Here is a 24,053-nt window from a genome sequence, read left to right as displayed (position 1 = left end):
GCCTTAAATGACCGACTATAAAGCCACGTTAAACCTTCCGGACACCGCCTTCCCAATGAAGGCCGGCCTGCCACAGCGCGAACCGCAGATCCTGCAGCGCTGGGACAGTATTGGCCTGTACGGAAAGTTGCGCGAAATTGGCAAGGATCGTCCGAAGTTCGTCCTGCACGACGGCCCTCCTTATGCCAACGGCACGATTCACATCGGTCATGCGCTGAACAAAATTCTCAAGGACATGATCATCCGCTCGAAAACCCTTTCGGGTTTCGATGCGCCTTATGTCCCGGGCTGGGACTGCCATGGCCTGCCGATCGAACACAAAGTCGAAGTGACCTACGGCAAGAACCTGGGCGCGGATAAAACCCGCGAACTGTGCCGCGCCTACGCTACCGAGCAGATTGAAGGGCAGAAGTCCGAATTCATCCGTCTGGGTGTGCTGGGCGACTGGGACAACCCGTACAAGACCATGGACTTCAAGAACGAGGCCGGTGAAATCCGCGCCTTGGCCGAAATCGTCAAAGGCGGTTTCGTGTTCAAGGGCCTCAAGCCTGTGAACTGGTGCTTCGACTGCGGTTCTGCCCTGGCCGAAGCGGAAGTGGAGTACGAAGACAAGAAGTCCTCGACCATCGACGTGGCCTTCCCGATCGCCGACGACGCCAAGCTGGCCGAGGCCTTTGGCCTGGCTAGCCTGGGCAAACCGGCTGCCATCGTGATCTGGACCACCACCCCGTGGACCATCCCGGCCAACCAGGCGCTGAACGTGCACCCGGAATTCACCTACGCCCTGGTGGACGTCGGTGATCGCCTGCTGGTGCTGGCCGAGGAAATGGTCGAGTCTTGCCTGGCTCGCTACGAGCTGCAAGGTTCGGTGATCGCCACGACTACCGGTTCGGCGTTGGAACTGATCAATTTCCGTCACCCGTTCTACGATCGCCTGTCGCCTGTGTACCTGGCTGACTACGTTGAGTTGGGCGCTGGTACCGGCATCGTTCACTCCGCGCCCGCGTATGGTGTGGACGACTTCGTGACCTGCAAAGCCTATGGCATGGTCAACGACGACATCTTGAACCCAGTGCAAAGCAACGGCGTCTATGTGCCGTCCCTGGAGTTCTTCGGTGGTCAGTTCATCTTCAAGGCCAACCAGCCGATCATCGACAAACTGTCGGAAGTCGGCGCTCTGCTGCACACCGAAACCATCAAGCACAGCTACATGCACTGCTGGCGCCACAAGACCCCGCTGATCTACCGCGCCACCGCGCAGTGGTTTATCGGCATGGATAAAGAGCCGGTTCAGGGCCAGACCCTGCGTAACCGTGCGATCAAGGCGATCGAAGACACCAAGTTCGTACCGGCCTGGGGCCAGGCACGCCTGCACTCGATGATCGCCAACCGCCCGGACTGGTGCATCTCCCGCCAGCGTAACTGGGGTGTGCCGATCCCGTTTTTCCTGAACAAGGAAAGCGGCGAGCTGCACCCACGCACCGTCGAACTGATGGAAGAAGTGGCCAAGCGCGTCGAGCAGGAAGGCATTGAAGCCTGGTTCAAGCTGGACGCCGCCGAATTGCTCGGCGACGAAGCGCCGCTGTACGACAAGATCAGTGACACCCTCGACGTGTGGTTCGATTCGGGTACCACCCACTGGCACGTGCTGCGTGGCTCGCACCCGATGGGCCACGAGACCGGCCCGCGCGCCGACCTGTACCTGGAAGGTTCGGACCAGCACCGTGGTTGGTTCCACTCGTCGCTGCTGACCGGTTGCGCCATCGACGACCACGCTCCGTACCGCGAACTGCTGACTCACGGTTTCACCGTTGATGAAAACGGCCGCAAAATGTCCAAGTCCCTGGGCAACGTGATCGCACCGCAAAAGGTCAACGACACCTTGGGCGCCGACATCATGCGCTTGTGGGTGGCCTCGACCGATTATTCGGGCGAAATGGCTGTATCGGAGCAGATCCTGCAGCGCAGCGCCGATGCCTATCGTCGTATCCGTAATACCGCACGCTTCCTGTTGTCGAACCTGAGCGGTTTCAACCCGGCCACCGACATCCTGCCGGCCGAGGACATGCTCGCCCTGGACCGTTGGGCCGTGGACCGTACCCTGTTACTGCAGCGCGAGTTGCAGGAGCACTACGGCGAATACCGCTTCTGGAACGTGTACTCGAAGATCCACAACTTCTGTGTTCAGGAGCTGGGTGGTTTCTACCTCGACATCATCAAGGACCGTCAGTACACCACTGGCGCCAACAGCAAGGCTCGCCGTTCGGCGCAAACCGCGCTGTACCACATCTCCGAGGCGCTGGTGCGCTGGATCGCTCCGATCCTGGCCTTCACCGCCGACGAATTGTGGGAATACCTGCCGGGCGAGCGCAACGAGTCTGTCATGCTCAACACCTGGTACGAAGGCTTGACCGAATTGCCGGCCGACTTCGAGCTGGGCCGCGAGTATTGGGAGGGCGTGATGGCCGTCAAGGTTGCGGTGAACAAGGAACTGGAAGTTCAGCGTGCGGCGAAGGCCGTCGGTGGCAACCTGCAAGCCGAAGTCACCCTGTTTGCCGAGGAGGGCCTGACCGCCGACCTGGCCAAGCTGAGCAATGAGCTGCGTTTCGTATTGATCACCTCCACCGCGAGCCTGGCACCTTTCGCCCAGGCCCCGGCGGATGCCGTGGTTACCGAGGTTCCGGGCCTCAAGCTCAAAGTGGTCAAGTCGGCCTTCCCCAAGTGCGCCCGTTGCTGGCACTGCCGTGAAGATGTCGGCGTGAACCCTGAGCATCCTGAAATCTGCGGTCGTTGTGTCGACAACATCAGCGGTGCCGGCGAGGTTCGTCACTATGCCTAACACCAGCCGTTTTGGACGTCTGGGCTGGCTCGTACTGAGTGTGCTGGTCCTGGTTATCGACCAGGTCAGCAAGGCTCATTTCGAAGGCGCCTTGGAGATGTTCCAGCAAATCGTGGTAATCCCGGATTACTTCAGCTGGACCCTGGCCTATAACACCGGCGCGGCGTTCAGTTTCCTGGCTGACGGCGGCGGCTGGCAGCGCTGGCTGTTTGCCCTGATCGCCGTGGTGGTCGGTGCGGTGCTGGTCGTTTGGCTCAAGCGCCTGGGGCGCGATGACACCTGGTTGGCCATCGCGCTGGCCCTGGTGCTGGGCGGCGCGTTGGGCAACTTGTACGACCGCATTGCCTTGGGCCATGTGATCGACTTTATCCTGGTGCATTGGCAGAACCGCTGGTACTTCCCGGCGTTCAATTTTGCCGACAGCGCCATCACCGTCGGTGCAATCATGTTGGCGCTGGACATGTTCAAAAGTAAGAAAACCGGAGAGACCGTCAATGACTGATCAGGTATTGGCTGAACAACGTATCGGCCAGAACACGGAAGTCACTTTGCATTTCGCATTGCGCCTGGAGAATGGCGACACGGTCGACAGCACGTTTGACAAGGCCCCGGCGACCTTCAAGGTCGGCGACGGTAACCTGCTGCCGGGTTTTGAGGCGGCCCTGTTCGGCTTCAAGGCCGGCGATAAGCGCAACCTGCAGATTTTGCCGGAAAACGCCTTTGGCCAACCCAACCCGCAAAATGTACAGATCATCCCGCGTTCGCAGTTTGATGGCATGGACCTGTCGGAAGGGCTGCTGGTGATCTTCAATGATGCGGCCAATACCGAGTTGCCCGGTGTGGTCAAAGCCTTCGATGACGCGCAAGTGACCATCGACTTCAACCATCCGCTGGCCGGTAAAACCTTGACGTTTGATGTAGAAATCATCGACGTTAAAGCGCTCTGACTGACGAATTCGGCCTATCAGGGCAAGACACGAGGCATAGCATGCAAATCAAACTCGCCAACCCCCGTGGCTTCTGCGCCGGCGTGGACCGGGCGATCGAAATCGTCAACCGCGCCCTGGAAGTCTTCGGGCCGCCGATTTATGTGCGCCACGAAGTTGTCCACAACAAGTTTGTGGTCGAAGACTTGCGTGCACGCGGCGCGATCTTTGTCGAAGAGCTCGACCAGGTGCCGGACGACGTTATTGTGATCTTCAGTGCCCACGGCGTTTCGCAAGCTGTGCGCACTGAAGCGGCAGGCCGCGGCCTGAAAGTATTCGATGCCACTTGCCCCCTGGTGACCAAGGTGCATATCGAAGTCGCGCGCTACAGCCGTGACGGCCGTGAGTGCATCCTGATCGGTCACGCGGGCCACCCCGAAGTCGAAGGCACCATGGGGCAGTACGATGCCAGCAATGGCGGTGCCATCTACTTGGTGGAGGACGAAAAAGACGTTGCCAACTTGCAGGTGCACAATCCGGATCGCCTGGCCTTCGTGACCCAGACCACGTTGTCCATGGACGATACCAGCCGTGTTATCGATGCCCTGCGCACGCGCTTCCCGGCTATTGGCGGCCCGCGCAAGGATGACATCTGCTACGCCACGCAAAACCGCCAGGATGCGGTCAAGCAACTGGCGGATGAGTGTGACGTGGTGCTGGTGGTCGGCAGCCCGAACAGTTCCAACTCCAACCGCCTGCGCGAGCTGGCTGAGCGCATGGCCACGCCTGCCTACTTGATCGACGGCGCCGAAGACATGCAGCGCAGTTGGTTCGAGGGTGTCGAGCGTATCGGGATCACCGCGGGCGCTTCGGCTCCGGAAGTCCTGGTGCGCGGCGTGATCCAGCAATTGCAGGCTTGGGGCGCTACCGGCGCCGATGAGCTGGCCGGTCGTGAAGAGAACATCACGTTCTCCATGCCCAAGGAACTGCGGGTTCGTTCGTTGCTTTGAACCCCTACGTGCTGGAAGAGCCTCGGCATAATGCCTGTTCGGTCTTATCACTGCGCAGGCTGATGCGTCCGCTGGGGGCCAGCACGACCTGATACAGGCTTTGTGCCTGGTTCGCATCGCACACATGTACGGTGCCCGCGCGGAACCCTCCACCCGTGAAGACGGGCTCTCCCAATCCGTTGAAACGCACTTGATCCTTGACTGGCCCGTTGCCCGCAATCGGAACGCGCCGGTTACCTTGCTGCTCCAACAGTACCGGATTGTCATCGTCCAGATGGCCACGCCCGCTGGCATCCAGTATCACTCGCCAGCCCAGGCTCCAGTCCTCGTCCCGCGCATGAATGATCACGGCGCGATTGTGTGCAATGGCCTCTGAGCGAGCGTAGCGCAGCCCGGCGGCCAAGGACTGGGCTGCGCCTTGGCGTTGCTGTGACTCGAGCAATCCCTGGAAGCCGGGTACCGCCAGCTGCGCCAGGAAGCCGGTCACGATCAGCCCCAGCAGTAATTCGATCAGGGTGAACCCTCGTTGTGTCATGTGCGCTCCCTCCGTGGACGCGAGTCGATCTTCAAACAGCCGGTATAGGTATAGCGTGTGGGCCTTGGCGCTGGATGCTGGCCTTTTTGTCCAAAGTATTTCCCTTTGTTCCGGGCGCAGCGCCGACCAAAAACCGGCGCTAGTCTTGGGTCGTACGGCAGGTTTTACCTGCTTTCCCTGGCCTTCGACATGGATGACGACGGTAATGCTTGCCAGCCCACCTACATTTTATTTGCGCGCTTTTTATCGGTACCAATCTGGCATGACCCTGGTCGAGGTGCTGGTTGCGTTGTTGATCCTGGCCATCGGCCTCCTGGGGGCGGCGGTGGTCCAGCTCAATGCGCTCAAGTACACCGACAGCGCCAGGATGACCAGCCAGGCCAGTTTTATCGCCTACGACATGCTCGACCGAATCCGCGCCAACACAGGCGCTGATTACTCATGGGGTAAATCCGAACAGGCGCCGCCTAGCACTTCGACCGCCAGCGTACGTGATGTGGACCTGCATGACTTTGAGGCCAATATCATCGGTTTTGCTGGCGAAGGGGCCAAAGGGGCCGTGGCGGTCAGCGGGCCGGAGGTCACCATCAGCATCAGTTGGGAGAATGCGAGGGTCGTAAACAGCCCGGCAGCACAGGAAACCTTCACCCTGGTCGGGCGCATCGCCAATGAGCCGGGAGCGTTGCAATGAGCCGTCGTGCATGGGGGTTCAGCCTGGTGGAATTGTTGCTGGCGTTGGCCGTCGGGCTGCTGCTGGTACTGGGGGCGAGCCAGGTATTGATCAGTTCGCGATTGACCCACGCCAGCCAGCAGGCCGCCATGACGCTGCAGGATGATGCACGGTTCGTCTTGAGCAAGATGACGCAGGATATCCGCCAGGCGGGCATGTTGGGTTGTCTGGATGTGGCATTTATCGAGGGCGCTCCTGCCGCTTTTCACCGGCCGGTGAGCTGGGTGGCGTCGGGGAATACAAAGGCTTTGACATTGGTTACCGCGAACGTCGGCGACGGTGCCGGCAAGCCTGACTGGACGATACTGTCGGACTGCAAGACCGCCGCCCAGGCTTATGAGGGAACATACCCGCCTCTCCCTGGGCAGATCCGTTTTGCCCTACGCCAGCTCACCTACACCTACGAGTCGGGGCAGGTGAAGGTCAGTACGCCGGCAGCACCGGCCAAAGCCGTACTGATCGAAAACGTGGGGGCATTCGAGATCAGTTTTGGCATGGCGGCGAAACCGGCATCAATGGAGGTGGTGCGTTACGACAGCAACCCATTCGACGAAGCGTTGATACGTAGCGTGCGTATTCTCATGACATTGCAAGACCCGACAGGGCGGGTGAAAGATCAGACCTACAGTGTCGTGGCGGCGCTGCGAAATCGGCTGGGGTAGGGCCGATGACCAAGTGTGAGGATATTCATGTGCGGCAGGTGGGCATGGTGTTGCTGGTCAGCCTGGTATTCCTGCTGCTGTTGTCACTGCTGGGGTTGTCAGCATTGCAGGGCGCGATATCCCAGCAAAAAAACGCCGGCAGCCTGTGGCAACGCAACCAATCGTTTCAACGTGCCGAAAGCGGCCTGAGATTGGGGGAGTCGGCGGTACAGACGGTTGGTCGCACGTTGCCCATGTGTCACTCAATCATCACTTGTGCGCCCCCCGATGAAGCCTTTTCGTTGGTGGGTGCCGGGGTGAACCCGGTCTCGGCGATCACGTGGGTGGCCATGAAGGGTGGGTTCTACGGCGTTCAATTCCTGGGGGGTGGTACCGGGCTGGTTCATTTGCCCTCGCATGCCCCGGCTGCGCTGTTTCGGGTGACTGCCGTCGGGCTCGGTGGCCAATCGCGCACGGTGCTGGAGACCGTCTATGCGCGGGTAGACGAGGAGGGCAGCGTGAGGTTTCGGCGGATTCTATGGCGGCAACTTCAATAAGGAGCAATTGGATGGGCACGGACAGCCAGGGGTTTACCCTGATCGAGCTACTGATCGTCGTGGCGATCATCGCGTTGCTGGCAGGGATCGCTTATCCCGGGTACACCGGCCAGGTAAAAAAGGTGTATCGCGCGCAAGTCGTCGCGTTGTTGACGGAACAAGCTCAGCATCTGGAGCGTTTTTACACGAGGAACGGCACTTTTATTGATGCAGGCGGCATCAGCGCGGGCAATGATCACTATAGAATCAGTGTTGTATTAAACCCCCAGGATTTTGACCTGCTAGCGACGCCTGCCGCGAACTCAGTCATGGCGAGCGACGCCTGTGGGACCTTCAGCTTGACCAGCACCGGTATGCGCAGCAATCCCGGGGCGCAGCCTGAGATGTCGCGCAAGACGTGCTGGGGGCAGTGATGCGAGTGCTGGATGAATGGGCGCCGGGCGCGCCTTTCCCTTTTTATCGGCTGGATCAAATGATGGCTAAGCAACAGCAAGTAGTGATTGTCGGCGGTGGAGTCATTGGGTTGTTGACGGCGTTCAACCTGGCCACCCAAGGGCAGGCGGTCATACTGCTGGAGCGTGCGGGGCTGGGGCAGGAATCTTCGTGGGCGGGCGGGGGTATTGTTTCGCCGTTGTATCCGTGGCGCTACAGCCCAGCGGTCACTGCTTTGGCCCATTGGTCCCAGGATTTTTATCCACAACTGGCGCAGCGGCTGTTTACTGCCACCGGTGTCGACCCTGAAGTTCACACGACGGGGCTGTATTGGCTCGATCTGGATGACGAGGCTGAAGCATTGGCCTGGGCTGCGCGTGAGGGGAGGCCACTGAGCAAAGTGGATGTGTCGGCCGCCCATGATGCGGTTCCGGTGCTTGGGGGCGGTTACTCCCAGGCGATCTACATGGCTGATGTGGCCAATGTGCGCAACCCTCGGCTGGTCAAATCCCTTAGAGCTGCGCTGCTGGCGTTACCCGACGTGACAATTCACGAGCAATGTGAGGTTTCAGGGTTTGTTCGGGATGGGGATGCCGTGGTGGGCGTGAATACGGCCACAGGTCAGGTTTTTGGCGATCAGGTCGTGCTTGCCGCGGGAGCCTGGAGTGGGAAGTTACTGGGCACGCTGGGCTTGTCGCTGCCGGTTGAGCCGGTCAAAGGCCAAATGATCTTGTACAAGTGCGCTTCGGACTTCTTGTCGAGTATGGTCCTGGCCAAGGGGCGCTATGCGATACCGCGACGTGATGGACACATTCTGATTGGCAGCACGTTGGAACATGAAGGGTTCGACAAGACGCCGACCGACACAGCATTGGAAAGCCTCAAGGCTTCTGCGGTTGAGCTGATTCCAGCCTTGGCAGGCGCCGAGGTGGTGGGGCACTGGGCTGGTTTGCGGCCCGGCTCGCCGGAGGGTATCCCTTATATCGGCGAGGTTCCTGGTTTCAAGGGGTTGTGGCTCAACTGTGGGCACTACCGCAACGGCCTGGTGCTTGCGCCGGCGTCCTGCCAGCTATTCGCCGATTTGCTGCTGGCGCGTACACCGATCATTGATCCGGCGCCTTACGCGCCCGTCGGTCGCCTCAACGCTGGATAGTCTTTGGCCCTTGTTCCAGGTGCGCTTGGCTGCAGTACCACTCCTGCCGTGAGTTCAGCGCGCGATCTTGTGGTAGATGCACGCCGCAGTGGGCGCACCGCACCATCATGGCTGCACCTGGCTCGGCGGACCGTTGCTGCAGGGCTGCAGGGTTTTTGAATTTGCGCCAGAACCATACTGCGGCGGCAATGACGGCAATCCAGAACAGTAGACGAAGCATGATGGGCACTTTCTCGACGTGGAATAAGCAAGTTTAGCCAAGGGCCTGGAATGCGCACAGCGCAGTACTGCTGGCCCATTAAAAAGGGAGCCCTGAGGGCTCCCTTTCACGTTGCATCAAACAATCAATCGAACACACCGAAGGTCATGTAGCTGAACCACGAGCGGTCTTCGTTGTTTCCTAGGGCCTGTGGTGCCTGCTCTTCGATCACGTCACCGTTCTCGTCATGTGGCTTGAGGTCCGAAGGAATGGCGTCCTTGGCGTCCTGGTACTGTTTGATCACGTCCTGGTTGGCGCGGGTTTCGCCCGGCGGCAGCGGTGGACGGGATTCGATCAGGCCCAGGGTGTACTTGCTCAGCCACGAACGGTTGTCAGCTTCGGCGACCTGAGGCACGAACTGGCCGTCTTTCAGGCTCGGATGGTCCGGGTAGTTGAGTTTCAGCGTTTCCAGGCTGGTGCTTGCCAGGGCGTCCAGGTGCAGGCGCTGGTAAGCCTCGGTCATCACTGCCAGGCCGTCACCCACGGAAGGGGTTTCCTGGAAGTTCTCCACTACATAACGACCACGGTTGGCGGCTGCTACATACGCCTGGCGGGTCAGGTAGTAGTGGGCTACGTGAATTTCGTAGGAGGCCAACAGGTTGCGCAGGTAGATCATGCGCTGCTTGGCGTCCGGCGCGTAGCGGCTGTTGGGGTAGCGGCTGGTCAGCTGGGCGAACTCGTTGTAGGAGTCGCGGGCAGCACCCGGGTCACGCTTGGTCATATCCAGCGGCAGGAAGCGCGCCAGCAGGCCAACGTCCTGGTCGAACGAGGTCAGGCCCTTCATGTAGTAGGCGTAGTCCACGTTCGGGTGCTGTGGGTGCAGGCGGATAAAACGCTCGGCGGCGGACTTGGCAGCTTCCGGCTCGGCGTTCTTGTAGTTGGCGTAGATCAGCTCAAGCTGGGCCTGGTCGGCGTAGCGCCCGAACGGATAGCGCGACTCCAGTGCCTTCAGCTTCGCTGTGGCGCTGGTGTAGCTATTATTGTCCAAGTCTTTCTGAGCTTGCTGGTACAGCTCGACTTCGCTCAGGTTTTCGTCGACGACGTCCTTTGTTGACGAGCAAGCAGCAGTCATGGCGAGGATGGCGATCAGCAGCAGGTGTTTCACTTGCATGGCGGCTTGCGTCCCTATGACGGCCGCTGTCTTGGGCGGGGCCGTCCTGTTATGATGAGCGCCCCGTTGAAAGCCTCGGGGCAAAAGACGCCGTATTTAACCACAAGCGCGCAGCCGAAACCAAAGGCTACGCCACGCCTAGTCTGAGCATGTCCGATAAAATTGAACTTCGCGCAGAGGTGCCGTCCGAATTGGGCGGCCAACGCCTCGATCAAGTCGCCGCACAATTATTCGCTGAGCACTCGCGCTCGCGCCTTTCCGCCTGGATCAAAGACGGCCGCCTGACTGTGGATGGAGCGGTTATCCGCCCGCGAGACATAGTTCATGGCGGTGCGATTCTTGAGCTGACTGCCGAGCAGGAAGCCCAGGGAGAATGGGTTGCCCAGGACATTGAGCTGGATATCGTCTATGAAGATGACGACATTCTGGTCATCAACAAACCTGCTGGCCTGGTGGTTCACCCGGCTGCCGGGCACGCTGATGGCACCTTGCTCAATGCCCTGTTGCACCACGTGCCGGACATCATCAATGTCCCGCGCTGCGGCATTGTTCACCGCCTGGACAAGGACACCACCGGCTTGATGGTGGTGGCCAAGACCATTCAGGCCCAGACGCAACTGGTCACACAGTTGCAGAGCCGTAGCGTCAGCCGAATCTACGAGTGCATCGTGATCGGCGTCGTGGTGGCGGGTGGCAAGATCAACGCACCTATCGGCCGCCACGGCCAGCAGCGCCAGCGCATGGCGGTGATGGAAGGCGGCAAGCAGGCCGTTAGCCATTACCGCGTGCTGGAGCGCTTCCGCTCCCACACGCACGTACGGGTCAAGCTGGAAACCGGTCGTACGCACCAGATTCGCGTGCACATGGCGCACATTAACTTCCCGTTGGTCGGAGATCCGGCCTACGGTGGTCGCTTCCGCATTCCACCGGCGGCCAGTGCAACCATGGTTGAATCGTTGAAGTCCTTCCCTCGCCAGGCACTGCATGCCCGCTTCCTGGAGCTGGATCATCCGACGAGCGGTAAGCGTATGAGCTGGGAATCGCCTCTTCCAGACGACTTGGTCTGGTTGTTGTCATTGCTCAAGCAGGACCGTGAGGCATTTATCGGATGAGTGACTGGCTGATTCCTGACTGGCCCGCGCCGTCTCAGGTCAAAGCCTGCGTCACCACCCGTGCGGGCGGCGTCAGTTTGGCGCCGTTCGATAGCCTCAACCTGGGTGATCATGTCGAGGACAGCCTTGAGGCTGTTGTTGAAAACCGTCGCCGCCTTACTGAATCGTTCAAGATTCAGCCTGCCTGGCTACGCCAGGTTCACGGGGTGGCTGTGGTCGAGGCTGACCCTTCACGCATCGCCGAAGCGGATGGCAGTTGGACCAGCACCCCTGGGATCGCCTGCACATCGATGACCGCCGATTGCCTTCCGGCGTTGTTCTGCAACCGTGCCGGTACCCGCGTCGCAGCGGCCCATGCCGGGTGGCGTGGCTTGGCGGCGGGTGTGCTTGAGGCCGCTTTCGAAAGCCTGGAGGCTGAGCCTGGCGAAGTGTTGGTCTGGTTGGGGCCGGCAATTGGCCCAAATGCCTTTGAAGTCGGCCCGGAAGTGCGCGAAGCCTTTATGAAGGAACATGCCGAAACGGTCGAAGCCTTTGTGCCCAGTCGCAACCCCGGAAAGTTCATGGCCGACATCTACCAATTGGCTCGCCTGCGGCTTGCTGCCCGCGGTATCACGGCTGTCTATGGTGGCGGTTTTTGCACCGTCACCGATCCGCGCTTCTTTTCTTACCGTCGCAGCCCTCGCACTGGCCGGTTTGCCTCTCTTGTCTGGCTTGAGCGCTAGACTCTTCTGATCCAGGTCAACTGTCTGTAGCTTGAATCTTCCAGAATCCCCCCCATCTATACGGGTATCTGGCAGGTTTCATCATTCAGGATGTGTTTCTCGCGAGTTCACTCGCTCCTAGATAGCTCCGGCCTGCTCAAAAGGAAGGTGACTAATGCGTATTGATCGTTTAACCAGCAAATTGCAGTTGGCCTTATCTGATGCCCAATCCCTGGCGGTCGGCCTCGACCATCCGGCGATTGAGCCTGCCCACTTGATGCAGGCGCTCCTGGAACAACAAGGTGGTTCTATCAAGCCCTTGTTGATGCAGGTGGGTTTTGACATCAACAGCCTGCGCAAGGAGTTGAGCAAAGAGCTCGACCAATTGCCGAAAATCCAGAATCCGACTGGCGACGTGAATATGTCCCAGGACCTGGCGCGCCTGTTGAACCAGGCTGACCGTCTGGCCCAACAGAAAGGTGACCAATTCATCTCCAGCGAACTTGTGCTGCTCGCCGCGATGGATGACAACAGCAAGCTCGGCAAGTTGTTGCTGGGCCAGGGTGTGAGCAAGAAAGCCCTGGAGAACGCCATCAACAACCTGCGTGGCGGCGAAGCGGTGAACGACCCCAACCATGAGGAGTCGCGCCAGGCGCTGGATAAATACACCGTTGACCTGACCAAGCGCGCCGAAGAGGGCAAGCTTGACCCGGTGATTGGCCGTGACGATGAAATTCGTCGGACCATCCAGGTCCTGCAGCGTCGCACCAAAAACAACCCGGTTCTGATTGGCGAGCCAGGCGTGGGTAAAACCGCCATTGCCGAAGGGCTGGCCCAGCGCATCATTAATGGTGAAGTGCCCGACGGCCTTAAAGGCAAGCGCCTGTTGTCCCTGGACATGGGTTCGTTGATTGCCGGTGCCAAGTTCCGTGGCGAGTTTGAAGAGCGTCTGAAATCCTTGCTTAACGAACTGTCGAAGCAGGAAGGCCAGATCATTCTGTTCATCGACGAACTGCACACCATGGTCGGCGCCGGCAAAGGCGAAGGCTCCATGGACGCCGGCAACATGCTCAAGCCTGCGTTGGCGCGCGGTGAGCTGCATTGTGTGGGGGCGACCACGCTCAACGAATACCGTCAGTACATTGAAAAGGACGCGGCCCTTGAGCGTCGTTTCCAGAAAGTATTGGTGGAAGAGCCCAGCGAAGAAGACACCATTGCAATTTTGCGTGGCTTGAAAGAGCGCTATGAAGTCCACCACAAAGTGGCGATCACCGATGGCGCAATCATTGCGGCGGCCAAGTTGAGCCATCGCTATATCACCGATCGGCAGTTGCCCGACAAGGCCATCGACCTGATCGACGAAGCGGCCAGCCGGATCCGTATGGAGATCGACTCCAAGCCGGAAGTGCTCGACCGTCTTGATCGGCGCCTGATTCAACTGAAAGTCGAATCCCAGGCACTGAAGAAAGAAGAGGACGAGGCGGCGAAGAAACGCCTGGGAAAACTCCAGGAAGAAATCATCCGCCTGGAGCGTGAGTATTCGGATCTTGAAGAAATCTGGACCTCGGAAAAAGCCGAAGTACAGGGTTCTGCACAGATTCAGCAAAAGATCGAGCAGTCCCGCCAGGAGCTGGAAGCTGCGCGCCGTAAAGGCGACCTGAACCGCATGGCCGAGTTGCAGTACGGGGTGATCCCGGATCTGGAACGCAGCCTGCAGATGGTCGACCAGCATGGCAAGCCTGAGAACCAGTTGCTGCGCAACAAGGTCACCGAGGAAGAAATTGCCGAAGTGGTCTCCAAGTGGACCGGTATCCCAGTGTCGAAAATGCTCGAAGGTGAGCGCGACAAGCTGCTGAAGATGGAAAGCCTGTTGCACCAGCGTGTCATCGGCCAGGACGAGGCCGTGGTGGCGGTGTCCAACGCAGTGCGACGTTCGCGCGCCGGGTTATCCGACCCGAATCGCCCGAGCGGCTCGTTCATGTTCCTGGGCCCGACTGGTGTGGGTAAGACTGAGCTGTGCAAGGCATTGGCCGAGTTCCTCTTTGATACTGAAGAGGCCATGGTGCGGATCGATATGTCCGAATTCATGGAGAAACACTCGGTAGCTCGCTTGATTGGTGCCCCACCAGGCTATGTGGGCTACGAAGAGGGCGGTTACCTGACTGAGGCTGTGCGGCGTAAGCCTTACTCGGTGATCTTGCTGGATGAGGTGGAGAAGGCGCACCCGGATGTGTTCAACATCTTGCTGCAGGTACTGGAAGATGGTCGCCTGACGGATAGCCACGGCCGCACGGTGGACTTCCGCAATACGGTGATCGTGATGACCTCCAACCTGGGTTCTGCGCAGATCCAGGAGCTGGTGGGTGATCGTGAAGCCCAGCGTGCTGCGGTCATGGATGCGTTGACCACCCACTTCCGTCCGGAGTTTATCAACCGGGTCGATGAAGTCGTGATCTTCGAACCTTTGGCGCGAGATCAGATCGCAGGGATCACTGAGATCCAGTTGGGCCGTCTGCGCAGCCGCCTGGCCGAGCGCGAGCTGGACCTGGAGCTGAGCGGCGAGGCATTGGACAAGCTGATCGCGGTCGGTTACGACCCGGTATATGGCGCACGGCCTCTGAAACGTGCGATCCAGCGCTGGATCGAGAACCCTCTGGCCCAGTTGATCCTGTCGGGCAGCTTTATGCCTGGCTCGCGTGTCACTGCCACGGTGAAAGACGACGAAATCGTCTTCCACTAAGCCCATGGGTTGGTGCTGCAAGAAGAGGCTCCGCGTTGCGGGGCCTTTTTTTTCGATAGGGCGTTGAACTGTAAGGCAAAGGCTTGTAAAGTGCGCCCCGCAGCAACGTCAGCCCACGGGTTTCTTCTCCCCAAGAAGAAATCAGAAAGAAGCGCAAATCATTGTCTTAAAAGCAATTTAAAGGGTTGACAGGGGTTTTTAAGATTGTAGAATAGCGCGCCTCAGAGACATGAACGTAGCGATACGGACAAGCCGAAGAGAAGCTTACATCGCAGTAAAAGTTGTACATTTGAAATGTGTAGTTCCGTGATAGCTCAGTCGGTAGAGCAAATGACTGTTAATCATTGGGTCCCAGGTTCGAGTCCTGGTCACGGAGCCAATTTCAAAACCGGGGTATAGCGCAGTCCGGTAGCGCGCCTGCTTTGGGAGCAGGATGTCAGGAGTTCGAATCCCCTTACCCCGACCATTTTTGGGTCGTTAGCTCAGTTGGTAGAGCAGTTGGCTTTTAACCAATTGGTCGTAGGTTCGAATCCCACACGACCCACCATTTTTGAGACCAGTTCAGGCTGGAATCGAATCTTAAGATCAGAGGCCAAAAGCACTGATCGAAGAAGGCGACTGAAAGGTCGCCTTTTTTTTACCGGGGTATAGCGCAGTCCGGTAGCGCGCCTGCTTTGGGAGCAGGATGTCAGGAGTTCGAATCCCCTTACCCCGACCATATTAAAAGTCCTCGTATCGAAAGATACGGGGATTTTTTTTGCCTGAAATTATCTCAACCTCAACACAAAACTAATGTGGGAGGGGGTCTGCTCCCGATAACAGTGTGCCAGCCACTCATTACTTGGCTGACCCACCGCCATCGGGAGCAAGCCCCCTCTCACCTGGGGCCGTGTTTTTAGTGAAGCTTGAGACGCGGCTCGGTCCCGCGCCCGATCTTGCTGCCCAGCATCAGCATCGCCGTGCGGAAGAAGCCATACAGGGCCATCTGGTGCATGCGATACAGCGACACATAGAACATCCGCGCCAGCCAGCCTTCCAGCATCACGCTGCCGGTCAGGTTGCCCATCAAGTTACCCACTGCCGAGAACCGCGACAGTGAAATGAGCGAGCCGTAGTCGGTGTACTTGTAGGTCGGCAGCTCCTTGCCTTCAATCCTCAGCTTCAGCGACTTGGCCAGCAGCGAAGCCTGCTGGTGAGCAGCCTGGGCTCGTGGCGGTACATTGCGGTCGGTGCCCGGTTGTGGGCAGGCTGCGCAATCACCAAAGGCAAAGATGTTTTCGTCACGGGTTGTCTGCAGTGTTTGCAGCACTTGCAGTTGATTGATGCGGTTGGTTTCCAGGCCATCAATGTCCTTGAGGAAAGCCGGTGCGCGAATCCCGGCGGCCCATACCTTGAGGCTGGCTGGAATCACCTGGCCGCTGCTGGTGATCAGGGCGTCGGCCGTCACTTCGCTGACCGCCGAGTTGGTCAGCACCGTCACCCCGAGCTTCTCCAGGGTTTTATGCACAGGCCCGCCGATGCGCTCCGGTAGGGCAGGTAGCACCCGTGGGCCCGCTTCGATGAGGGTGATGTGCATGTTCTCCGGCTTGATTCGATCCAGGCCGTAGGCCGCCAGTTCATGGGCTGCGTTATGCAGCTCTGCGGCCAGTTCAACCCCGGTGGCGCCAGCGCCGACGATGGCGACGCTGATTTTTTCTTCCACATCGGTCTGGCCAGCGTGGGCCCGCAGGTAATGGTTGAGCAATTGCTGATGGAAGCGCTCGGCCTGTTTGCGGGTGTCGAGGAACAGGCAGTGCTGCGCTGCGCCCTCGGTGCCGAAATCGTTGGTGGTACTGCCCACCGCGATCACCAGGCTGTCGTAGCTCAGCACGCGCGCGGGTACCAGCTCACGGCCTTCCTCGTCGAGGGTGGCGGCCAGCTGGATTTTCTTCTGTTCGCGGTCAAGCCCGCTCATGCGTCCAAGCTGGAACTCGAAATGGTTCCATTTTGCCTGGGCGACATAATTGAGTTCATCTTCCGACGAGTTCAACGAGCCGGCCGCCACTTCGTGCAGCAGCGGCTTCCAGATATGGGTCAGGTTGGCGTCCACCAGCGTGATGCTGGCGGTGCCGCGCTTGCCCAGAGTCTTACCCAGGCGGGTCGCCAACTCCAGGCCGCCGGCGCCGCCGCCGACGATAATAATACGATGGGTCATGGGGATATCTCGCAAGGCTAAAAGAAATCGGAGCAGTTACCCCCGCGAGCGCAAGGCAGCTCACAGCGTCAGGTAACTCAATAGGCGACTCAGCAGGCCGAGCCCAATCACCGTCGCCAGCACCACACCCAGGAGCAGCCACGGCCGGAAAGGCTTGCGCTCGACTCGGTTTTGGGAGAGTTGCAGGTACTCTTCGACATGCTGTTGGTCATCGGGGTTCAGGCGGCTGGTCATAAAGGCCTCGTCAGGTAGACGTTGCAAAAGGGCGCCACGTTACAGTCAGGAGATTGGCGGTATCGCCACAAGCGTAGCCGGTGCCCGTCTCACAGGCTGATGCCCACGTCGAATACTATGCTGCGCCCCAGGTTGTTGCGCAAGAAATCCGGTGCGTCGGGGTGGGCGAACAGCACTCGGGCGAAGGTCGGGCCTACCAGTGACAGCGAACGCCAGCCTTGGCGCAGGTACTCGGTCGGTGGTGGAAAGTGGCTGTTGAGGTCCAGCACTTCGCGCTTGAGGCTGGTGAACGCGATGAGGTCCAGTTCCCCCAGGTCCATCCCGCGCTCTTTGTAGTTGTGGGCTTTTTTACGCAGTGTCGGTGCCAGGCGCAGCAGGAACTCATGGGCGGGTATGCGCCGTGGCTTGGCTTCGCGTCGTACCAGTTGGCTCAAGGAGAAAGCGCTGCGTCGCCGCAACAACTCGTCGCGCCATTCGTCGTTCAGGCGGCGGCCTTCATCCAGGACGAAAAACACCTCGAAGCTGGCGTCGCGAAATAACACGTCCGGCGGCTCTTGGCCTGCGGGGTGAAACTCTTCGGCACGATAAGGCACATTCAAGCCTTGCAGCAGGCGCTGGCAGACCCAACGCTCGCGCTCCCATTTGCGGGCATTGGACAGGAACGCGTTGGCTTGTTCGGCTGCTACGGTGAGCAGGCGCAAATAATCTGAGTCATCCATATTTGCAGCTTAGCGTTCAAATGATGACCACAGGAAGTCTTGCTTTAAAACGTCGGTGTAGACTGGTCTCTTGGCAGCAAGCCCAGGGATGAGGTGTGCGGTGAGGCTTTTGATGAAGGTATTGCACCTGTGATCAGTGCAGCGGTTCTGGCGCCGCTTACCCTCGGCATCGGCGGGTTGTTGTACGCGCCGGTGGTGATGTGGGCCATTTTGCGTTCGCCATGGGTTGAGTTATTTGCCGACCGACGGCGCCAGCATTTGCTGTTCGGTACAGTGTTTGCGCTATTTATGCTGTGGCTGGTGCGACGGGATTTCGATACCGGGGTTTCCTACCACTTTATTGGCATGACGGCAGTGACCCTGCTGCTGGATTGGCCGCTGGCAATTGTCGGTGGGTTTGCTGCCCAACTGGGCTTGATGCTGTTGGGGCGCCAAGACCTGGCTGCGCTCGGCGTCAACGGCCTGCTGCTGATTGTGTTGCCGGTATTGGTCACTGAGGGTTGTGCGTTGTTGGTGGAGCGGGCACAACCGCGAAACCCCTTTGTGTACATCTTCTGTTCCGGTTTTTTTGCCGCAGCACTGTCGGCGTTACTCTGCTTGTTGGTTGGCCTGGGTTTGTTGTGGTTCGATGGCCGATTTGCGATGCCTGAATGGTTGGAAGACTTTGTTGGCTACTTGTGGCTGATCATCTTCCCTGAAGCCTTTATCAACGGCATGGTCATCAGTGCCTTGGTGGTGTTCTGCCCGGAATGGCTGGAGACGTTCAACCGCACCCGCTACCTCTCGGCGCCGTGGAAGGATGACGATTCGCAGCGTTGATCCAGATCAAACCCCATGCAACTGTGCAGGCCCATGCTCTGCAAAACTTCCAGGAGCACGGATCATCATGAGTGTGTATGAATGGGCACGGCAGGAGTTGCGCAGAAGCCAGGACGCGGCGCAGGAAATCGGTTTTGACCCAGGCTTGACCTTGCGCGCCATGCTCAGTGCGGTGGTGCAACAGAGCAAGGGCGTGCGCAGTTTTGAAGACCTGGCCGACGAGCTGCAATACCTGGCAGAAAACCTCGACGACCAGCAGGAATATGCCTTTATGCGACCTTAGTGGCGCTGTGGCAGGTCTTCGGAAAACAGTTCGTCTTCGGCATCCGGGGCCACGGGGATCTTGTGTTCTTCAGCGGCCCAGGCACCCAGGTCGATGAGTTTGCAACGGTCCGAACAGAACGGCCGGTTGAGGTTGGCCGCTTTCCATTCCACGGGTGCGCCGCAGGTTGGGCATTCGACGGTCAAGGGTTGGCTCATGATCGGCCTCCACGCAAAGTAAGGTAAAAGTGGTGCAGTCGCTCGACCTCGCTGTGCAGCCAGGCAAGGTCCTGGTCATTGACCAGTACGTCATCGGCATGGTTCAGGCGGTCTTCGCGGCTGGACTGGGCCTTGAGAATTGCCTGCACCTGGTGTTCGCTGATGCCGTCGCGCTGCAGGGTACGCTGAATCTGCAGCGATTGCGGCACGTCGATCACCAGGATGCGCTGGGTCAGGCTGTATTGGCCTGACTCGATCAGCAGGGGTGACACCAGGATCGCGTAAGGCGACCGTGCACGCGCCAAGTGGCTGCGGATCTCTTCGCCAATCAACGGGTGTAGCAAGGCTTCAAGCCAGCGACGTTCCTCGGGTACTTCAAATATCAGTTTGCGCAACGCGGCGCGGTCCAGCTGGCCGTCAGGCTGCAGCACGTGACTGCCGAAATGCTCGGCAATACGCGCCAGTGCCGGCCGGCCAGGCTCAACGACCCAGCGGGCGGCATGGTCGGCATCGACCAGGTCGACGCCCAGGCGGGTAAAGTGCTCGGCAGCAGCGCTTTTACCGCTGCCGATGCCGCCCGTGAGGCCAAGGATCCAGGGTGTTGCAACAGGAATGGTCATCTGAAACCGACAGACTGCAAATAGAAGTCGGTTATTTGACCACCCCAGAGCAATGCAATCCAGCCGGCAATCGCCAGATAAGGTCCAAACGGCATGGGTGTCGACGCCTGGGCCTTGCGCAAGCGCATCAGGAGCAGCCCGGCAAACACGCCGAACAGTGAGGCCATCAGCAGTGTCATCGGCAGAATCTGCCAGCCACCCCAGGCACCGAGCAGTGCCAACAACTTGAAGTCGCCATGGCCCATGCCATCCTTGCCGGTGACCAGCTTGAACAGCCAGAACACGCTCCATAGGCTCATGTATCCAATGACCGCGCCCCACAGCGCAGAGGGCAGTGTCGCCAGCATGTCTGCGCTGTTAAGGATGAGCCCCAGCCACAGCAACGGCAGCACCAGCACATCGGGCAGCAGTTGATGGTCCGCGTCGATCAGGCTCATGGCCAGTAACCCCCAGCTCAACACCATCACCGCGCCGGCTTGCCAGCCAAAACCGAAGTGCCAGGCAACCGTGGCGCAGATCAGCGCGCACGCCAGTTCGGTGAAGGGGTAACGGGGGCTGATAGGTTCCCTGCAATGGGCGCAACGCCCCCTGAGTATCAGGTAGCTGAGTACGGGGATATTTTCCCAGGGGCGAATCGGGTGGTCACAATGCGGGCAGCAGGAATTGGGGCGCATCAGGTTGTAGGCCGGCCCCGCAGGCTCGGCGGGCAAGCCGAGGATCTCATGGGCCTGGGCTCGCCACTCCCGCTCGAGCATTTTCGGCAGGCGCCACACCAGCACATTGAGAAAGCTACCGACGATCAGGCCCAGCACCAGCGCCATACCGACAAATACCCAGGGGTGTTCACTCAGCAGCAAGCTCAAAATGCCGTACCCAGTTCAAAGACCGGCAGGTACATCGCAATCACCAGCGCGCCGACAATACCGCCCAATACAACCATGATCAGCGGTTCCATCAAGCTGGTGAGGTTGTCGACCAGGGTGTCTACGTCCGCCTCATAGTGGTTCGCGACCTTTTCCAGCATGCGATCGAGCATGCCGGACTCTTCGCCGATTGCTGTCATCTGTATCGCCATGCCAGGAAACAAGCCGCTGACGGCCATGGACTGGTTTAACGGCATGCCCGTGGAGACATCGTGACGCATATGTTTGATCGCCTGTTTGAACAATCCATTGTCCGTCGCACCCGCCACGGAGTCCAGCGCCTGCAGCAAGGGCACACCCGCTGCAAAGGTGGTTGAAAGTGTACGCGCGTAGCGGGCGACGGCTGATTTTTTCAGCAGCGTGCCTGCCAGCGGCAGGTTCAACAAACCGGTATCCACCCAGTAACGAAAACCAGATGAGGCGCCATAAGCCTGGCGCAACCCTGCCATGGCTGCCCCCAGGCCCAGCGCTACCATCCACCAGGCCTGTTGCAGGAATTCGGACAAGGCAATCACGCCCAAGGTAAAGCCTGGCAGTTGGCCATCGACCCCGGCAAACAGGTTCTGAAACTGTGGCACCACGTGGATCAGCAGGAATGTGCTGACCAGGCAGGCAATCACGATGACGGCGATGGGGTAAGTCATGGCTTTCCTGATTCGCACCTTGAGCCGTTGGCTTTTTTCCTGGTGCACCGCCAGCCGCTCCAGCAGGGTTTCCAGGGCCCCGGCCTGTTCACCGGCGATGACCAGGTGGCAATACAACTCATCGAAGTAGCGCGGGTGTTTGCGCAGCGCTGCCGCCAGGTTGTTACCGGCGGCGATCTCCTGTTTCAGGCCCTTTATAAGCTCACGCATCTGCCGGCTTTCGAAGCCTTCGCAAATGATGTCGAAGGCTTGCAACAGGGGTATGCCCGCTTTCAGAAGTGTTGCCAACTGGCGGGTGAACAGGGCGATGTCGGCGGGTTTTATCGGTGGAACAAGGCTTGGCAGGTGCGAGGCTTTTTTGCGCACACGGCCGGGGCAGATTCCTTGCTGGCGCAGTTGAGCCTTGATCAGCGACAGGCTTTGGCCAGTAGTTTGCCCAGACACCCTGCGCCCTTTGCGGTTGATGCCTTCCCAGGCGTAGATCGTTGAAGCGTCATTCATGTCACGTTTCCGCACACAGGTCGTCGAAGCTTTATAGCTTAGTCAGGTGACGGACTCGAACAGGTCGTAGGTGGGCGATAAAATGTCAGAATGTGCTTCTTGCGTGCGTTTGGCTGCTCACGGATGAGTACACTGGCGCCGCTGCACAATGCGGGGCGCAGGACGCGCCTTGTTTGGGTTTCTATTCTGGAGAGTGAATGTGATGCGTCAGAAAGGCTTTACCTTGATCGAGTTGTTGATCGTCGTGGCAATCATCGGCATTTTGGCCACCATCGGTTTGCCCATGTATACCAAGCACCAGGCCAAGACCAAGTTCACGGCGGGGTTGGCTGAAATCACCGCGCTGAAGGCCGGGTACGAGGACGTTATCAACCAGGGTACCGTGCCGACGCTGGCCCTGATCGGTGGGACCAGCCCTACCGCCAATTGCAAGATCGACGTAGCGGGGGATGTAGCCACCGGTGCCGGCTCCATCCGTTGCGAAATACTCGATGCGCCTGCGCCCGTGCTGGGCAAGACCATCACATTGACGCGCAGTGCCACCACGGGCTGGGCATGTGCAACCACGGCTGAGGCGCAATACGTTGCCAAGGGTTGCGGCGTCGATGGGGCGTAACTGACGCTGGGCGGTAGGTGAGTCAGTTGCTGCATCGCCAATGCGGTGCTAGCTTTAGCCCACCGCCCGTGTAGCTCAGCTGGTAGAGCAGCGCACTCGTAACGCGAAGGTCGCAGGTTCGATTCCTGTCTCGGGCAAAAAGGCACCACTGTTTCAAAGGCAATGTTTTCAGATGATCCCAGAATGGTTCTGAAGGCCAGACGAGCCGGCATTCATGCTCGCTCTTTCGTATCTGCGCAACCTTGATGACCCAGATGCATCCCCATTCCTCGATCTAAGAGAACAACATGACCACACAAGAAGTGACCCAGGAAGCGCGACACGAAGCAGCCCTCAAAAAGTACGTCGCGGAGTCGCCGGAACTGCTGGATGAGATCAAGGACCTGAGCCCCGACGATCAAAAAGACCAGATCCAATGGTCGTTTGAAGATGAGGCAGAAGCCCAGGGCTTGCAGCCGTGGGAATTGACCCTGAAGTACACCTCGACCCCGGAAGAGTTCGAGACGGCGCGTCTTGCGTTGCACAAAGAGGCCGCCGCGGTGCTGGGTGTCGACTGGAACGAGTATTGCGGGATGAATAATCTCGCGATCTGAGGCGTGACAGAAGGAGCGAGCACACTCGCTCCTTTGCCTACATTCAGATACTGAGGCGCATCGATAGATCCACCGCTTTCACATCCTTGGTCATCGCGCCGATGGAGATGTAGTCCACTCCGGTTTCAGCGATAGGCAGCAAGGTGCTTTCGTTGATCCCGCCACTGGCCTCCAGCTTGGCCTTGCCCGCGTTCAGGCGTACGGCTTCGCGCATGTCTTCCAGGCTCAGCTCGTCCAGCATGACGATGTCGGCACCCGCTGCCAGTGCCTCGCGCAATTCCTCCAGGCTTTCCACTTCGATTTCCACCGGCTTGCCCGGGGCGATCTTGTGGGCCGCTGTGATCGCCTGGGCAATGCCCCCGCAGGCGGCAATATGGTTTTCCTTGATCAGGAACGCGTCATACAACCCGATGCGGTGATTGTGGCAACCGCCACAGGTGACGGCGTACTTCTGTGCCATGCGCAGGCCCGGCAATGTCTTGCGAGTGTCCAGCAGCTTGACCTGGGTACTGGCGACAAAGTCCGCCAGGGACTGGGCGCGCGTCGCTACCCCTGACAGCAACTGCAGGAAGTTCAGCGCGCAGCGTTCGCCGCTGAGCAGTGAGCGTGCCGGACCTTCGAGGTGGAACAGCGCCTGGTTGGGCCTGACCCGTTCACCGTCGGCCACCTGCCAATGCACGGCGACCCGTGGGTCCAGTTGGCGGAACACGGCATCCACCCAGGCAGTGCCGGCGATAACGGCGTCGTCACGGGTAATGATCGTGGCCTTGGCCAGCCGTTCGGCCGGGATCAACTGCGCGGTGATGTCACCACTGCCGATGTCTTCCAGCAGCGCGCGGCGCACGTTGGCTTCGATTTCGGCGGTGAGGTCGGCAAGACGGAGGTTCGGCATAACAGGCTCCACAAACAAAGTGCCTCGATTATAGGGGCAGTGCGCGTTTGAACCCAGGCTCGCCACTCATTT

At 59.3% G+C, this 24,053-nt stretch carries 27 protein-coding genes and 5 tRNA genes; 21 read left to right on the top strand and 11 right to left on the bottom strand.

Annotated elements, in window-relative coordinates; translation table 11 throughout:
* Positions 1–7: 7 nt before the first annotated feature.
* Genes ileS through ispH form a run of 4 tightly spaced genes read left to right on the top strand, consistent with a single transcriptional unit; the run spans position 8 to position 4,775 of the window.
* Positions 8–2,839 carry an isoleucine--tRNA ligase gene (gene ileS, locus M5B43_RS04600; RefSeq protein ID WP_248748978.1) on the top strand — a complete coding sequence of 944 codons (2,832 nt, stop codon included), beginning with the start codon at positions 8–10 and terminating at the stop codon, positions 2,837–2,839.
* Positions 2,832–3,341: a signal peptidase II gene (gene lspA, locus M5B43_RS04595; RefSeq protein ID WP_248748977.1), complete on the top strand. Its 510-nt coding sequence runs from the start codon at positions 2,832–2,834 to the stop codon at positions 3,339–3,341. The genes ileS and lspA overlap by 8 nt, the downstream gene beginning before the upstream one ends.
* Positions 3,342–3,348: 7 nt before the next feature.
* Complete coding sequence (locus M5B43_RS04590) at positions 3,349–3,786, top strand: peptidylprolyl isomerase (RefSeq protein WP_197880190.1); 438 nt, start codon at positions 3,349–3,351, stop codon at positions 3,784–3,786.
* A gap of 41 nt (positions 3,787–3,827) precedes the next feature.
* A complete protein-coding gene (gene ispH / locus M5B43_RS04585) occupies positions 3,828–4,775 on the top strand; it encodes a 4-hydroxy-3-methylbut-2-enyl diphosphate reductase (RefSeq protein WP_248748976.1) in 948 nt (315 codons plus the stop codon).
* 4 nt (positions 4,776–4,779) lie between these two features.
* Here ispH and M5B43_RS04580 read toward each other — a convergent pair whose 3' ends face one another.
* Positions 4,780–5,310, bottom strand: coding sequence for a GspH/FimT family pseudopilin (locus tag M5B43_RS04580; RefSeq protein WP_248748975.1), 531 nt, complete (start codon positions 5,308–5,310; stop codon positions 4,780–4,782).
* Positions 5,311–5,515: 205 nt separating this feature from the next.
* On the opposite strand from M5B43_RS04580, the gene pilV reads away from it, so the two are divergent.
* The 5 genes from pilV to thiO all read left to right on the top strand — a co-directional run bounded on the left by pilV (position 5,516) and on the right by thiO (position 8,823).
* Positions 5,516–6,001, top strand: a complete 486-nt coding sequence (gene pilV, locus M5B43_RS04575) for a type IV pilus modification protein PilV (RefSeq protein WP_349292351.1) — start codon at positions 5,516–5,518, stop codon at positions 5,999–6,001.
* Positions 5,998–6,702: a prepilin-type N-terminal cleavage/methylation domain-containing protein gene (locus M5B43_RS04570; protein WP_248748973.1), complete on the top strand. Its 705-nt coding sequence runs from the start codon at positions 5,998–6,000 to the stop codon at positions 6,700–6,702. The genes pilV and M5B43_RS04570 overlap by 4 nt, the downstream gene beginning before the upstream one ends.
* Positions 6,703–6,707: 5 nt before the next feature.
* On the top strand, positions 6,708–7,238 hold the full coding sequence (locus tag M5B43_RS04565; protein WP_248748972.1) for a PilX N-terminal domain-containing pilus assembly protein: 531 nt from the start codon (positions 6,708–6,710) through the stop codon (positions 7,236–7,238).
* Between the two features lie 11 nt (positions 7,239–7,249).
* On the top strand, positions 7,250–7,651 hold the full coding sequence (locus M5B43_RS04560) for a type IV pilin protein (RefSeq protein ID WP_248748971.1): 402 nt from the start codon (positions 7,250–7,252) through the stop codon (positions 7,649–7,651).
* Positions 7,652–7,713: 62 nt separating this feature from the next.
* Positions 7,714–8,823 (top strand): glycine oxidase ThiO, encoded by a 1,110-nt coding sequence (thiO, locus tag M5B43_RS04555; protein ID WP_248748970.1) that lies wholly within the window; start codon positions 7,714–7,716, stop codon positions 8,821–8,823.
* On the opposite strand, the gene M5B43_RS04550 is transcribed toward thiO, so the two are convergent.
* Both M5B43_RS04550 and M5B43_RS04545 read right to left on the bottom strand, forming a co-directional pair.
* Positions 8,810–9,043, bottom strand: coding sequence for a PP0621 family protein (locus M5B43_RS04550; protein ID WP_248748969.1), 234 nt, complete (start codon positions 9,041–9,043; stop codon positions 8,810–8,812). The genes thiO and M5B43_RS04550 overlap by 14 nt on opposite strands.
* A 124-nt stretch (positions 9,044–9,167) precedes the next feature.
* Positions 9,168–10,193 carry an outer membrane protein assembly factor BamD gene (locus tag M5B43_RS04545; RefSeq protein WP_248748968.1) on the bottom strand — a complete coding sequence of 342 codons (1,026 nt, stop codon included), beginning with the start codon at positions 10,191–10,193 and terminating at the stop codon, positions 9,168–9,170.
* Positions 10,194–10,342: 149 nt separating this feature from the next.
* On the opposite strand from M5B43_RS04545, the gene rluD reads away from it, so the two are divergent.
* The 7 genes from rluD to M5B43_RS04510 all read left to right on the top strand — a co-directional run bounded on the left by rluD (position 10,343) and on the right by M5B43_RS04510 (position 15,464).
* Complete coding sequence (gene rluD / locus M5B43_RS04540) at positions 10,343–11,305, top strand: 23S rRNA pseudouridine(1911/1915/1917) synthase RluD (protein WP_024073341.1); 963 nt, start codon at positions 10,343–10,345, stop codon at positions 11,303–11,305.
* A complete protein-coding gene (pgeF, locus tag M5B43_RS04535) occupies positions 11,302–12,027 on the top strand; it encodes a peptidoglycan editing factor PgeF (RefSeq protein WP_248748967.1) in 726 nt (241 codons plus the stop codon). Before rluD ends, pgeF begins: the two co-directional genes overlap by 4 nt.
* 154 nt (positions 12,028–12,181) lie before the next feature.
* A complete protein-coding gene (gene clpB, locus M5B43_RS04530) occupies positions 12,182–14,746 on the top strand; it encodes an ATP-dependent chaperone ClpB (RefSeq protein ID WP_248748966.1) in 2,565 nt (854 codons plus the stop codon).
* A 303-nt stretch (positions 14,747–15,049) separates the two neighbouring features.
* Positions 15,050–15,125 (top strand) — tRNA-Asn (locus tag M5B43_RS04525).
* 10 nt (positions 15,126–15,135) lie between these two features.
* Positions 15,136–15,212: transfer RNA gene (locus M5B43_RS04520), tRNA-Pro, on the top strand.
* 5 nt (positions 15,213–15,217) lie between these two features.
* A tRNA-Lys gene (locus M5B43_RS04515) sits at positions 15,218–15,293 on the top strand.
* 94 nt (positions 15,294–15,387) lie between these two features.
* Positions 15,388–15,464: transfer RNA gene (locus M5B43_RS04510), tRNA-Pro, on the top strand.
* Between the two features lie 177 nt (positions 15,465–15,641).
* Here the strand turns inward: M5B43_RS04510 and M5B43_RS04505 are convergent.
* From M5B43_RS04505 to M5B43_RS04495, 3 genes are all read right to left on the bottom strand, one after another.
* Positions 15,642–16,940 carry an NAD(P)/FAD-dependent oxidoreductase gene (locus tag M5B43_RS04505; protein ID WP_248748965.1) on the bottom strand — a complete coding sequence of 433 codons (1,299 nt, stop codon included), beginning with the start codon at positions 16,938–16,940 and terminating at the stop codon, positions 15,642–15,644.
* Between the two features lie 60 nt (positions 16,941–17,000).
* A complete protein-coding gene (locus M5B43_RS04500) occupies positions 17,001–17,174 on the bottom strand; it encodes a DUF3094 family protein (protein ID WP_248748964.1) in 174 nt (57 codons plus the stop codon).
* A gap of 89 nt (positions 17,175–17,263) precedes the next feature.
* Positions 17,264–17,893: a DUF1780 domain-containing protein gene (locus tag M5B43_RS04495; RefSeq protein ID WP_053254334.1), complete on the bottom strand. Its 630-nt coding sequence runs from the start codon at positions 17,891–17,893 to the stop codon at positions 17,264–17,266.
* Positions 17,894–18,022: 129 nt separating this feature from the next.
* Between M5B43_RS04495 and M5B43_RS04490 the strand changes: the two genes are divergently transcribed.
* Positions 18,023–18,712: an energy-coupling factor ABC transporter permease gene (locus M5B43_RS04490; RefSeq protein WP_248748963.1), complete on the top strand. Its 690-nt coding sequence runs from the start codon at positions 18,023–18,025 to the stop codon at positions 18,710–18,712.
* A 67-nt stretch (positions 18,713–18,779) separates the two neighbouring features.
* Positions 18,780–18,995 (top strand): hypothetical protein, encoded by a 216-nt coding sequence (locus M5B43_RS04485; RefSeq protein WP_003171680.1) that lies wholly within the window; start codon positions 18,780–18,782, stop codon positions 18,993–18,995.
* Here M5B43_RS04485 and yacG read toward each other — a convergent pair.
* The 4 genes from yacG to M5B43_RS04465 are packed head-to-tail and all read right to left on the bottom strand — an operon-like array spanning position 18,992 to position 21,880.
* Positions 18,992–19,192, bottom strand: a complete 201-nt coding sequence (gene yacG, locus M5B43_RS04480; RefSeq protein WP_248748962.1) for a DNA gyrase inhibitor YacG — start codon at positions 19,190–19,192, stop codon at positions 18,992–18,994. The genes M5B43_RS04485 and yacG overlap by 4 nt on opposite strands.
* Positions 19,189–19,812 (bottom strand): dephospho-CoA kinase, encoded by a 624-nt coding sequence (gene coaE, locus M5B43_RS04475; RefSeq protein WP_248748961.1) that lies wholly within the window; start codon positions 19,810–19,812, stop codon positions 19,189–19,191. Before coaE ends, yacG begins: the two co-directional genes overlap by 4 nt.
* A complete protein-coding gene (locus tag M5B43_RS04470; protein ID WP_248748960.1) occupies positions 19,809–20,675 on the bottom strand; it encodes an A24 family peptidase in 867 nt (288 codons plus the stop codon). The genes coaE and M5B43_RS04470 overlap by 4 nt, the downstream gene beginning before the upstream one ends.
* Positions 20,672–21,880 (bottom strand): type II secretion system F family protein, encoded by a 1,209-nt coding sequence (locus M5B43_RS04465; protein ID WP_248748959.1) that lies wholly within the window; start codon positions 21,878–21,880, stop codon positions 20,672–20,674. Before M5B43_RS04465 ends, M5B43_RS04470 begins: the two co-directional genes overlap by 4 nt.
* A 202-nt stretch (positions 21,881–22,082) precedes the next feature.
* On the opposite strand from M5B43_RS04465, the gene M5B43_RS04460 reads away from it, so the two are divergent.
* The 3 genes from M5B43_RS04460 (at position 22,083) to M5B43_RS04450 (ending at position 23,089) form a co-directional block, all read left to right on the top strand.
* Positions 22,083–22,496, top strand: coding sequence for a pilin (locus M5B43_RS04460; RefSeq protein WP_283099367.1), 414 nt, complete (start codon positions 22,083–22,085; stop codon positions 22,494–22,496).
* Positions 22,497–22,560: 64 nt separating this feature from the next.
* Positions 22,561–22,633 (top strand) — tRNA-Thr (locus M5B43_RS04455).
* A gap of 150 nt (positions 22,634–22,783) precedes the next feature.
* On the top strand, positions 22,784–23,089 hold the full coding sequence (locus M5B43_RS04450; RefSeq protein ID WP_248748957.1) for a DUF6388 family protein: 306 nt from the start codon (positions 22,784–22,786) through the stop codon (positions 23,087–23,089).
* A 43-nt stretch (positions 23,090–23,132) separates the two neighbouring features.
* On the opposite strand, the gene nadC is transcribed toward M5B43_RS04450, so the two are convergent.
* On the bottom strand, positions 23,133–23,981 hold the full coding sequence (gene nadC / locus M5B43_RS04445; RefSeq protein WP_248748956.1) for a carboxylating nicotinate-nucleotide diphosphorylase: 849 nt from the start codon (positions 23,979–23,981) through the stop codon (positions 23,133–23,135).
* Positions 23,982–24,053: the final 72 nt, after the last annotated feature.

It is taken from the genome of Pseudomonas sp. MWU15-20650, assembly GCF_023242475.1.
Lineage (GTDB): Bacteria > Pseudomonadota > Gammaproteobacteria > Pseudomonadales > Pseudomonadaceae > Aquipseudomonas.
The sequence above is the reverse complement of the archived record's forward strand: the minus strand, read 5'-3'. Positions and strand labels throughout refer to the sequence as shown.

Excerpts from the sequence above, each read along its gene's own strand:
- ileS (WP_248748978.1), top strand. The coding sequence starts at position 8 with ATGACCGACTATAAAGCCACGTTAAACCTTCCGGACACCGCCTTCCCA.
- lspA (WP_248748977.1), top strand. The coding sequence starts at position 2,832 with ATGCCTAACACCAGCCGTTTTGGACGTCTGGGCTGGCTCGTACTGAGT.
- ispH (WP_248748976.1), top strand. The coding sequence starts at position 3,828 with ATGCAAATCAAACTCGCCAACCCCCGTGGCTTCTGCGCCGGCGTGGAC.
- M5B43_RS04580 (WP_248748975.1), bottom strand. The coding sequence starts at position 5,310 with ATGACACAACGAGGGTTCACCCTGATCGAATTACTGCTGGGGCTGATC.
- pilV (WP_349292351.1), top strand. The coding sequence starts at position 5,516 with ATGCTTGCCAGCCCACCTACATTTTATTTGCGCGCTTTTTATCGGTAC.
- M5B43_RS04570 (WP_248748973.1), top strand. The coding sequence starts at position 5,998 with ATGAGCCGTCGTGCATGGGGGTTCAGCCTGGTGGAATTGTTGCTGGCG.
- M5B43_RS04565 (WP_248748972.1), top strand. The coding sequence starts at position 6,708 with ATGACCAAGTGTGAGGATATTCATGTGCGGCAGGTGGGCATGGTGTTG.
- M5B43_RS04560 (WP_248748971.1), top strand. The coding sequence starts at position 7,250 with ATGGGCACGGACAGCCAGGGGTTTACCCTGATCGAGCTACTGATCGTC.
- thiO (WP_248748970.1), top strand. The coding sequence starts at position 7,714 with ATGGCTAAGCAACAGCAAGTAGTGATTGTCGGCGGTGGAGTCATTGGG.
- M5B43_RS04550 (WP_248748969.1), bottom strand. The coding sequence starts at position 9,043 with ATGCTTCGTCTACTGTTCTGGATTGCCGTCATTGCCGCCGCAGTATGG.
- M5B43_RS04545 (WP_248748968.1), bottom strand. The coding sequence starts at position 10,193 with ATGCAAGTGAAACACCTGCTGCTGATCGCCATCCTCGCCATGACTGCT.
- rluD (WP_024073341.1), top strand. The coding sequence starts at position 10,343 with ATGTCCGATAAAATTGAACTTCGCGCAGAGGTGCCGTCCGAATTGGGC.
- pgeF (WP_248748967.1), top strand. The coding sequence starts at position 11,302 with ATGAGTGACTGGCTGATTCCTGACTGGCCCGCGCCGTCTCAGGTCAAA.
- clpB (WP_248748966.1), top strand. The coding sequence starts at position 12,182 with ATGCGTATTGATCGTTTAACCAGCAAATTGCAGTTGGCCTTATCTGAT.
- M5B43_RS04505 (WP_248748965.1), bottom strand. The coding sequence starts at position 16,940 with ATGACCCATCGTATTATTATCGTCGGCGGCGGCGCCGGCGGCCTGGAG.
- M5B43_RS04500 (WP_248748964.1), bottom strand. The coding sequence starts at position 17,174 with ATGACCAGCCGCCTGAACCCCGATGACCAACAGCATGTCGAAGAGTAC.
- M5B43_RS04495 (WP_053254334.1), bottom strand. The coding sequence starts at position 17,893 with ATGGATGACTCAGATTATTTGCGCCTGCTCACCGTAGCAGCCGAACAA.
- M5B43_RS04485 (WP_003171680.1), top strand. The coding sequence starts at position 18,780 with ATGAGTGTGTATGAATGGGCACGGCAGGAGTTGCGCAGAAGCCAGGAC.
- yacG (WP_248748962.1), bottom strand. The coding sequence starts at position 19,192 with ATGAGCCAACCCTTGACCGTCGAATGCCCAACCTGCGGCGCACCCGTG.
- coaE (WP_248748961.1), bottom strand. The coding sequence starts at position 19,812 with ATGACCATTCCTGTTGCAACACCCTGGATCCTTGGCCTCACGGGCGGC.
- M5B43_RS04465 (WP_248748959.1), bottom strand. The coding sequence starts at position 21,880 with ATGAATGACGCTTCAACGATCTACGCCTGGGAAGGCATCAACCGCAAA.
- M5B43_RS04460 (WP_283099367.1), top strand. The coding sequence starts at position 22,083 with ATGCGTCAGAAAGGCTTTACCTTGATCGAGTTGTTGATCGTCGTGGCA.
- M5B43_RS04450 (WP_248748957.1), top strand. The coding sequence starts at position 22,784 with ATGACCACACAAGAAGTGACCCAGGAAGCGCGACACGAAGCAGCCCTC.
- nadC (WP_248748956.1), bottom strand. The coding sequence starts at position 23,981 with ATGCCGAACCTCCGTCTTGCCGACCTCACCGCCGAAATCGAAGCCAAC.